The following is a 9391-nucleotide window of genomic DNA, read 5'->3' as shown; positions in this document are numbered from 1 at the left end:
TCCGCAGCATGTCTGCGCAGCGCCAGCCGATCTCCCCCTAGACTAAAACCCCTGCTCCGCTATGCCTAGCCCGCAAATGTAAGGTAATCATTTGTCGGGGCGGGCGCGGCCTTATTCATGAAGTCAACCAAATTTCTTAGCGACGGCCGGCGTCGTTGCCTGGGCACGGTGGTGGTGCTAGCCGAGTCTAACGTCCCTTCCGCGTGCCGTGCCGCGTCCGCTGTGGTTGGTGTGACGTGTGCGATGCCGGTGACGAATTGGTAGTCAGGTAAGAACCGAGGTCAGAGTGCCGCCGGCGGCTGGGTCGCACGTCTTGTGACCGGCGTCCCGTTGTGACGAGATTAACAACACGCCTCGGCTGCACCCGAGATGGTGCATACCGGGCGGGGGCGGGGTGACCGGTCGGCCGCCACCGCCCCCGTGTGTGTCTGAAGCCATCCGCTCCAGACCGGTGCCGACGTACGGTGAATCTTCAGCAAATGTCCAGCGAATGGCTGTCCAGGTGTTGACCCCCGAGCCCTTCGGCCAGTTGGATCTTCGGCCAGCTACATCCGGAGCATAGCTAAGCTCGATCATGCCATTGGAGTGTTTTGTCTTCTATGTCGCTGACTAGCTCTGGCAAATTGTCGTTGAGGTAGAAGTGATCCCCAGGGAATACACGGATAGAGAACTCTTCCGTCGTCCGATCGCGCCACGGATCCATGTCGTCTTGCGTTGCGATCCAATCTTTATCTCCGATAAAGGCATAAATCGGACACGAGAGCTTCGTCTCTGGTGGGCAGGAATAACCGGCGATGGCTCGGACCGCTCGCAACGTGGGTAGCGCTCCAACGAAAAATTCGTCGTCGGTAAAGAAATCTGGATTCATTCCTGTCATTCGGGTGAACAAGTCCAACATCTCGCGATCTGATAAATCTTGGAGCTGCTTGTATCTGATATGACCCGGTGCTGAGCAGGCCGACACAAAGAATGCCAGGACTCGATGGCCCGCCGATTGGTATCGCAACGCTACTTCGAAGGCTAGCATTCCGCCCATACTGTGCCCAAAGAATGCCACCGGATCGTCGATCCGAGCCGACGGTTTCATCATTGCAAAGATTTCGTCAGCGAGGGTGGGAATACTCTCAAGCGGTGGCAGGCCAGAACGATCGTGCTGGCCGGGGTATTGGACAGCAATCCGCTTTACGTCGGCGGAAAATTCTCGGGAAAATGCGACATAGTCTTTCGCGGTGCCGCCGGCATGCGGGAAAATATACAGCGTGGGTGCGGCTTGCTTCGCGTCGCCGCTACTGTCGTCTGAGTGCCCGTTCACCGAGCCACCATAGCGTGGTCCGTGACGGGCCAGCATCGACACCTACGTTGTCGGCACGCTCGGGCAAGATCGCCCAGACGACGTAGGCTCACCCGTCAGCCGCCGAACGGTCTACGACACGCGCCCAGCAGGCCGCGTGATCTGAGTGGTCGCCCGGGCTCGTCGAATATGAAATTGTGTCCCGACACACCGGCGCCACCAGTGCAGTCACAGACGAAACACCAGGCACACTGGTAACAACAGGGATCTTGCAAGATGCCAGGAGGGTGTGGCCGTGTACCGAGTCTTTGAAGCGCTGGACGAATTGAGCGCCATAGTCGAAGAAGCCCGAGGCGTGCCGATGACGGCAGGTTGCGTCGTCCCGCGTGGGGATGTGCTGGAGTTGATCGACGACATCAAGGATGCGATCCCCGGTGAGCTGGATGACGCGCAGGACGTCCTCGACGCACGTGATTCGATGTTGCAGGACGCTAAGACGCACGCTGACTCTATGGTGTCCTCGGCGACCACTGAGGCGGAGTCGATACTCAACCACGCCCGCACCGAGGCTGACCGGATCCTGTCTGACGCGAAGGCGCAGGCTGATCGGATGGTCAGCGAGGCACGCCAGCACAGCGAGCGAATGGTCGCCGATGCACGCGAGGAGGCGATTCGCATCGCCACCGCCGCGAAACGCGAATACGAGGCCAGCGTCAGTCGCGCCCAGGCCGAATGCGACCGGCTGATCGAAAACGGCAACATCTCCTACGAGAAAGCCGTGCAGGAGGGCATCAAAGAGCAGCAGCGCCTGGTATCGCAGAACGAGGTGGTTGCGGCGGCCAACGCGGAATCGACCCGCCTCGTCGACACGGCGCACGCCGAGGCGGACCGGCTACGCGGAGAATGCGATATCTACGTCGACAACAAGCTCGCCGAATTCGAGGAATTCCTCAACGGCACCCTGCGGTCCGTTGGCCGCGGTCGCCACCAGCTCCGCACAGCGGCCGGCACTCACGACTACGCGGTGCGCTAACACCATTCACCCGGCGCAAGGATCAAGCGCCGGCCAACGCCCAACGCGGCGTGGATCTGGGTGGCGTGCGCCGTAGGATTTCTCTTATGGCCAGGCAGCACGGTCCCACTGCGCAGCGACATGTGGCGTCGCCGATGACGGTCGACATCGCACGGTTGGGGCGACGACCGGGAGCGATGTTCGAGCTGCATGACACCGTGCACAGCCCCGCACGCATCGGGCTGGAGCTGATCGCGATTGACCAGGGCGCCCTTCTGGACCTGGATCTGCGGGTCGAGTCGGTGTCCGAAGGCGTGTTGGTGACCGGGACCGTGGCCGCCCCGACCGTCGGCGAGTGTGCTCGTTGCCTCAGCCCGGTGCGGGGTCGCGTTCAGGTAGCCCTGACCGAACTGTTTGCCTATCCGGATAGCGCCACCGACGAGACCACCGAGGAAGACGAGGTCGGACGCGTCGTCGACGAAACCATCGATCTCGAGCAGCCGATCATCGATGCGGTCGGTCTGGAATTGCCGTTTTCGCCGGTGTGCCGGCCGGACTGCCCGGGTCTTTGCCCGCAGTGCGGTGTCCCGCTGGCCAGCGAGCCAGGTCATCGCCATGAACAGATCGACCCGCGGTGGGCGAAGTTGGTCGAAATGCTCGGGCCGGAGTCCGACACATTACGAGGTGAGCGATGATCCGGTCACGACAACCCCTGCTCGACGCACTCGGTGTGGACCTCCCGGACGAGCTGCTCTCACTGGCGTTGACCCACCGCAGCTACGCCTACGAGAACGGCGGGCTGCCGACCAACGAGCGTTTGGAGTTTCTCGGCGATGCCGTGCTAGGGCTGACCATCACCGACGCGCTGTTCCATCGTCATCCTGATCGGTCGGAGGGGGATCTGGCCAAACTGCGGGCCAGCGTAGTCAACACCCAGGCCCTGGCCGACGTCGCACGCCGCCTCTGTGCGGAAGGCCTCGGTGTTCACGTGCTATTGGGTCGCGGCGAGGCGAACACCGGCGGGGCCGACAAGTCCAGCATTCTGGCCGACGGTATGGAATCGCTGCTGGGCGCGATCTACCTGCAACACGGTATGGAGAAGGCCCGTGAGGTGATCCTGCGGCTGTTTGGCCCGTTGCTGGACGCCGCGCCGACCCTGGGTGCGGGATTGGATTGGAAGACCAGCTTGCAGGAGCTGACTGCAGCGCGAGGGCTGGGTGCGCCGTCATACCTGGTCACCTCCACCGGCCCGGACCACGATAAGGAATTCACCGCGGTGGTTGTCGTGATGGACAGCGAATACGGTTCAGGAGTGGGCCGGTCCAAAAAAGAAGCCGAGCAAAAAGCCGCGGCGGCCGCTTGGAAAGCCCTGGAAGTGCTCGACAACGCCATGCCGGGCAAAACCTCCGCCTAACTGGATTGATGGTGATGACCTGGGGGCGCCGGCTTTGCCGCGCTTGCGGGGGACTGCGCCCGGCTTCGCCGCGCTTGCGATCATCACTGGTTCGATGGTGATGACCTGGGGGCACCTCCCGCTTGCGGGGGACTGCGCCCGGCTTCGCCGCGCTTGCGATCATCACTGGTTCGATGGTGATGACCTGGGGGCACCTCCCGCTTGCGGGGGACTGCGCCCGGCTTCGCCGCGCTTGCGATCATCACTGGTTCGATGGTGATGACCCGCTGCGCCCGGCTTCGCCGCGCTTGCGATCATCACTGGTTCGATGGTGATGACCCGCTGCGCCCGGCTTCGCCGCGCTTGCGATCATCACTGGATGCCCGAGCTGCCCGAAGTCGAGGTGGTGCGGCGCGGCTTGCAGGCTCACGTGACCGGCCGGACCATCACCGAGGTTCGGGTGCACCACCCCCGCGCTGTGCGCCGCCACGATGCCGGGCCCGCGGATCTGACGGCGCGGCTGCGGGGAGCGCGGATCAACGGAACCGATCGGCGCGGCAAGTACCTGTGGTTGACACTCAATACGGCTGGGGTCCATAGGCCGACGGACACCGCACTCGTGGTGCACCTGGGCATGAGTGGGCAGATGCTGCTCGGGGCGGTGCCGTGTGCCGCTCACGTCCGGATTTCCGCGCTGCTCGACGACGGGACCGTGCTGAGCTTCGCTGACCAACGGACCTTCGGAGGGTGGCTGCTTGCCGACCTGGTGACGGTGGACGGCAGCGTGGTACCGGTGCCGGTCGCCCACCTGGCGCGCGACCCGCTTGACCCGCGGTTCGATTGTGACGCTGTAGTTAAAGTGTTGCGGCGCAAGCATTCCGAACTCAAGCGCCAGCTGCTGGATCAGCGGGTGGTGTCGGGAATCGGCAACATCTATGCCGATGAGGCGCTGTGGCGGGCCAAGGTGAACGGCGCCCACGTCGCCGCCACACTAAGGTGCCGGCGTCTGGGAGCGGTCCTGCATGCCGCCGCCGACGTGATGCGCGAAGCGCTGGCGAAAGGTGGCACCTCGTTCGACTCTTTGTATGTCAACGTCAACGGCGAGTCGGGCTACTTCGAGCGGTCGCTGGACGCTTATGGCCGCGAAGGCGAAAACTGTCGGCGCTGCGGCGCGGTGATACGCCGGGAGAGGTTTATGAACCGCTCGTCGTTCTACTGCCCGCGATGCCAGCCGCGGCCCCGAAAGTAGGGCGGGTGTTGACGCATCGAGATCGACGTCAGCGCGATGCTCTCTCTCGCGGGGGCGCTGCCGTCGATCTCGACGCAAAGACCCCCGGGTAGAAAGAAGCCATGACGCAACTGTGGGTCGAGCGCACCGGCACGCGCCGTTACATCGGACGCAGCACGCGGGGGGCGCAGGTGCTGGTTGGCTCCGAGGACGTCGACGGGGTATTCACCCCCGGAGAGCTGCTCAAGATCGCACTCGCCGCATGCAGCGGGATGGCCAGTGACCAGCCGCTGGCCCGGCGGCTCGGCGACGACTACCAGGCGGTGGTCAAGGTATCCGGTGCGGCCGACCGCGACCAGGAGCGCTATCCCCTGATCGAGGAGACCATGGAGCTCGACTTGTCGGGCCTCACCGAGGACGAAAAGGAGCGTCTGCTGGTGGTCATCAACCGCGCGGTGGAGCTGGCGTGCACCGTCGGGCGCACCCTCAAGTCGGGCACCACGGTCAACTTGGAGGTCGTCGATGTCGGCGCCTGACGTGCGGCTGACCGCCTGGGTGCACGGGTGGGTGCAGGGAGTCGGTTTCCGCTGGTGGACCCGCTGCCGAGCGTTGGAGCTCGGCCTGACCGGTTACGCGGCCAACCACGCCGACGGACGCGTGCTGGTGGTCGCCCAGGGTCCGCGCGCTGCGTGCCAGAAGCTGCTGCAGCTGCTGCAGGGCGACACGACACCGGGCCGCGTCGCCAAAGTCGTCGCCGACTGGTCGCAGTCGACGGAGCAGATCACCGGGTTCAGCGAGCGGTAATCTGGCCCCTCGTGTACCTCAAGAGTCTGACGTTGAAGGGCTTCAAGTCCTTCGCCGCGCCGACGACTTTACGCTTCGAGCCGGGCATTACGGCCGTCGTTGGGCCCAACGGCTCCGGCAAATCCAATGTGGTCGATGCCCTGGCGTGGGTGATGGGGGAGCAGGGGGCAAAGACGCTGCGCGGCGGCAAGATGGAAGACGTCATCTTCGCCGGCACCTCGTCGCGTGCGCCGCTGGGCCGCGCCGAAGTCACCGTTAGCATCGACAACTCCGACAACGCACTGCCTATCGAATACACCGAGGTGTCGATCACCCGAAGAATGTTTCGCGACGGTGCCAGCGAATACGAAATCAACGGCAGCAGTTGCCGTTTGATGGATGTGCAGGAGTTGCTGAGCGACTCCGGCATCGGCCGTGAGATGCATGTGATTGTTGGGCAAGGGAAGCTCGAGGAGATCTTGCAGTCGCGGCCTGAGGATCGGCGGGCGTTCATCGAGGAAGCCGCCGGTGTGCTCAAGCATCGCAAGCGCAAGGAAAAAGCTCTGCGCAAACTCGACACGATGGCGGCGAACCTGGCCCGGCTCACCGATCTGACCACCGAGCTCCGGCGTCAACTCAAACCGCTGGGCCGGCAGGCCGAGGCGGCCCAGCGTGCCGCGGCCATCCAAGCCGATCTGCGCGACGCCCGGCTGCGCCTGGCGGCCGACGACTTGGTAAGCCGCAGAGCCGAACGGGAAGCGGTCTTTCAGGCCGAGGCTGCGATGCGCCGCGAGCATGACGAGGCCGCCGCCCGGCTGGCGGTGGCATCCGAGGAGCTGGCCGCGCATGAGTCCGCGGTCGCCGAACTCTCGACGCGGGCCGAGTCGATCCAGCACACTTGGTTCGGGCTGTCTGCGCTGGCCGAACGGGTGGACGCTACGGTGCGCATCGCCAGCGAACGCGCCCATCATCTCGATATCGAGCCGGTAGCGGTCAGCGACACCGACCCCAGAAAGCCCGAGGAGCTAGAAGCCGAGGCCCAGCAGGTGGCCGTCGCCGAGCAACAACTGTTAGCGGAGCTGGACGCGGCGCGTGCCCGACTCGATGCTGCCCGTGCAGAGCTGGCCGACCGGGAGCGCCGCGCCGCCGAGGCCGACCGGGCACACCTGGCGGCGGTCCGGGAGGAGGCGGACCGCCGTGAGGGACTGGCGCGGCTGGCTGGCCAGGTGGAGACCATGCGGGCGCGTGTCGAATCGATCGATGAGAGCGTGGCACGGTTGTCCGAGCGGATCGAGGATGCCGCAATGCGCGCCCAGCAGACCCGAGCCGAGTTCGAAACCGTGCAGGGCCGCATCGGTGAACTGGATCAAGGCGAGGTCGGCCTGGATGAGCACCACGAGCGTACTGTGGCCGCGTTGCGGTTGGCCGACGAACGCGTCGCCGAGCTGCAATCCGCCGAACGCGCCGCCGAACGCCAGGTGGCATCGCTACGGGCTCGCATCGATGCGCTCGCAGTGGGGCTACAGCGCAAGGACGGCGCGGCGTGGCTGGCGCACAATCGCAGTGGCGCAGGGCTTTTCGGTTCGATCGCCCAATTGGTGAAGGTACGTTCCGGCTATGAAGCGGCACTGGCCGCGGCGCTCGGGCCGGCGGCCGACGCACTTGCGGTGGACGGCCTGACTGCCGCGGGTAGTGCCGTCAGCGCACTCAAACAAGCCGACGGCGGTCGCGCGGTCCTCGTGCTGAGTGACTGGCCGGCCCCGCAAGCCCCCCAATCCGCCTCGGGGGAGATGCTGCCTAGCGGCGCCCAGTGGGCCCTAGACCTGGTCGAGTCTCCACCGCAGTTGGTTGGCGCGATGATCGCCATGCTTTCGGGTGTCGCGGTGGTCAACGACCTGACTGAGGCAATGGGCCTGGTCGAGATTCGTCCGGAGCTACGCGCGGTCACCGTTGACGGTGATCTGGTGGGCGCCGGCTGGGTCAGCGGCGGATCGGACCGCAAGCTGTCCACCTTGGAGGTCACCTCCGAGATCGACAAGGCCAGGAGTGAGCTGGCCGCTGCCGAGGCGCTGGCGGCGCAATTGAATGCGGCCCTGGCCGGTGCGCTGACCGAGCAGTCCGCCCGCCAGGACGCGGCCGAGCAAGCCTTGGCCGCGCTTAACGAATCCGACACGGCCATCTCGGCGATGTACGAGCAGCTGGGCCGCCTCGGGCAGGAGGCCCGCGCGGCGGAAGAAGAGTGGAACCGGTTGCTGCAGCAGCGTACGGAACAGGAAGCCGTGCGCACACAGACTCTCGACGACGTCATACAACTTGAGACCCAGCTGCGTAAGGCCCAGGAGACCCAACGGGTGCAGGTGGCCCAACCGATCGACCGCCAGGCGATCAGTGCCGCTGCCGATCGCGCCCGCGGTGTCGAAGTGGAAGCCCGGCTGGCGGTGCGCACCGCCGAGGAACGCGCCAACGCGGTTCGCGGGCGGGCCGATTCGCTGCGCCGTGCGGCTGCGGCGGAACGTGAGGCGCGGGTGCGGGCTCAGCAAGCACGCGCCGCAAGACTGCATGCGGCCGCGGTGGCCGCAGCGGTCGCCGACTGCGGACGGCTGCTGGCCGGGCGGTTGCACCGGGCGGTGGACGGGGCGTCGCAACTGCGCGACGCGTCGGCCGCGCAACGTCAGCAGCGGTTAGCGGCGATGGCCGCGGTGCGCGACGAGGTGAACACGCTGAGCGCCCGAGTGGGGGAACTCACCGATTCGCTGCACCGCGACGAGCTGGCTAACGCGCAGGCGGCGCTGCGTATCGAGCAGCTTGAGCAGATGGTGCTAGAGCAGTTCGGAATGGCGCCGGCCGACTTGATCACCGAATACGGTCCACATGTGGCGCTACCACCGACCGAGCTCGAGATGGCTGAGTTCGAGCAAGCCCGCGAACGCGGCGAGCAGGTGATTGCGCCCGCCCCCATGCCGTTCGACCGGGTTACCCAGGAGCGCCGGGCCAAACGCGCCGAGCGTGCGCTTGCCGAGTTGGGCAGGGTCAACCCGCTGGCGCTCGAAGAGTTTGCTGCCTTGGAGGAGCGCTACAATTTCCTGTCCACCCAACTCGAGGATGTCAAGGCTGCCCGCAAGGATCTGCTGGGCGTCGTCGCCGATGTTGACGCCCGCATCCTGCAGGTGTTCAATGACGCGTTCGTAGACGTGGAACGCGAATTTCGCGGCGTGTTCACCGCATTGTTCCCCGGTGGTGAAGGACGGCTGCGGCTGACCGAGCCCGACGACATGCTCACCACCGGCATCGAGGTCGAAGCCCGCCCGCCGGGCAAGAAGATTACCCGACTGTCTTTGCTCTCCGGTGGCGAGAAGGCGCTGACCGCGGTGGCGATGCTGGTCGCGATCTTTCGTGCCCGTCCATCGCCGTTCTACATCATGGACGAGGTGGAGGCCGCCCTCGACGACGTGAACCTGCGCCGACTGCTCAGCCTGTTCGAACAGCTGCGAGAGCAGTCGCAGATCATCATCATCACCCACCAGAAGCCGACGATGGAGGTCGCGGACGCACTGTACGGCGTAACCATGCAGAACGACGGCATCACCGCGGTCATCTCGCAGCGCATGCGCGGTCAGCAGGTGGATCAGCTGGTTACCAATTCCTCGTAGGGTTCGTCCCTAAGCATCGGGGCAAGCGACCCCT

The 9391-nt window shown here is 65.3% G+C and carries 9 protein-coding genes; 7 read left to right on the top strand and 2 right to left on the bottom strand.

Annotated features, from left to right (window positions below; translation table 11 throughout):
* Positions 1–264 precede the first annotated feature (264 nt).
* Both Rv2929 and tesA read right to left on the bottom strand, forming a co-directional pair.
* The gene (locus Rv2929; RefSeq protein NP_217445.1) at positions 265–576 is read right to left on the bottom strand and encodes a hypothetical protein; all 312 of its coding nucleotides are present in this window, start codon (positions 574–576) and stop codon (positions 265–267) included.
* On the bottom strand, positions 563–1348 hold the full coding sequence (tesA, locus tag Rv2928; RefSeq protein NP_217444.1) for a thioesterase TesA: 786 nt from the start codon (positions 1346–1348) through the stop codon (positions 563–565). Before tesA ends, Rv2929 begins: the two co-directional genes overlap by 14 nt.
* 238 nt (positions 1349–1586) lie before the next feature.
* Here tesA and Rv2927c point away from each other — a divergent pair, with 238 nt between their 5' ends.
* The 7 genes from Rv2927c (at position 1587) to smc (ending at position 9357) form a co-directional block, all read left to right on the top strand.
* A complete protein-coding gene (locus tag Rv2927c) occupies positions 1587–2324 on the top strand; it encodes a hypothetical protein (protein NP_217443.1) in 738 nt (245 codons plus the stop codon).
* Positions 2325–2374: 50 nt separating this feature from the next.
* Complete coding sequence (locus tag Rv2926c) at positions 2375–2998, top strand: hypothetical protein (RefSeq protein NP_217442.1); 624 nt, start codon at positions 2375–2377, stop codon at positions 2996–2998.
* Positions 2995–3717 carry a ribonuclease III gene (rnc, locus tag Rv2925c; RefSeq protein ID NP_217441.1) on the top strand — a complete coding sequence of 241 codons (723 nt, stop codon included), beginning with the start codon at positions 2995–2997 and terminating at the stop codon, positions 3715–3717. The genes Rv2926c and rnc overlap by 4 nt, the downstream gene beginning before the upstream one ends.
* Positions 3718–4075: 358 nt before the next feature.
* A complete protein-coding gene (gene fpg / locus Rv2924c; RefSeq protein ID NP_217440.1) occupies positions 4076–4945 on the top strand; it encodes a formamidopyrimidine-DNA glycosylase in 870 nt (289 codons plus the stop codon).
* Positions 4946–5046: 101 nt separating this feature from the next.
* Positions 5047–5460 carry a hypothetical protein gene (locus Rv2923c; RefSeq protein ID NP_217439.1) on the top strand — a complete coding sequence of 138 codons (414 nt, stop codon included), beginning with the start codon at positions 5047–5049 and terminating at the stop codon, positions 5458–5460.
* On the top strand, positions 5447–5728 hold the full coding sequence (gene acyP, locus Rv2922A; RefSeq protein YP_177679.1) for an acylphosphatase: 282 nt from the start codon (positions 5447–5449) through the stop codon (positions 5726–5728). Before Rv2923c ends, acyP begins: the two co-directional genes overlap by 14 nt.
* 11 nt (positions 5729–5739) lie before the next feature.
* The gene (smc, locus tag Rv2922c; protein ID NP_217438.2) at positions 5740–9357 is read left to right on the top strand and encodes a chromosome partition protein Smc; all 3618 of its coding nucleotides are present in this window, start codon (positions 5740–5742) and stop codon (positions 9355–9357) included.
* The last annotated feature ends 34 nt before the right edge of the window (positions 9358–9391 follow it).

This window comes from Mycobacterium tuberculosis H37Rv (assembly GCF_000195955.2).
Taxonomy (GTDB): domain Bacteria; phylum Actinomycetota; class Actinomycetes; order Mycobacteriales; family Mycobacteriaceae; genus Mycobacterium; species Mycobacterium tuberculosis.
This window is presented reverse-complemented; position numbering and strand designations above follow the sequence as displayed.

Bases quoted from the DNA above. Each gene is read 5' to 3' on its own strand.
- Rv2929 (NP_217445.1), bottom strand. From the start codon at position 576: ATGATCGAGCTTAGCTATGCTCCGGATGTAGCTGGCCGAAGATCCAAC.
- tesA (NP_217444.1), bottom strand. From the start codon at position 1,348: ATGCTGGCCCGTCACGGACCACGCTATGGTGGCTCGGTGAACGGGCAC.
- rnc (NP_217441.1), top strand. From the start codon at position 2,995: ATGATCCGGTCACGACAACCCCTGCTCGACGCACTCGGTGTGGACCTC.
- fpg (NP_217440.1), top strand. From the start codon at position 4,076: ATGCCCGAGCTGCCCGAAGTCGAGGTGGTGCGGCGCGGCTTGCAGGCT.
- Rv2923c (NP_217439.1), top strand. From the start codon at position 5,047: ATGACGCAACTGTGGGTCGAGCGCACCGGCACGCGCCGTTACATCGGA.
- acyP (YP_177679.1), top strand. From the start codon at position 5,447: ATGTCGGCGCCTGACGTGCGGCTGACCGCCTGGGTGCACGGGTGGGTG.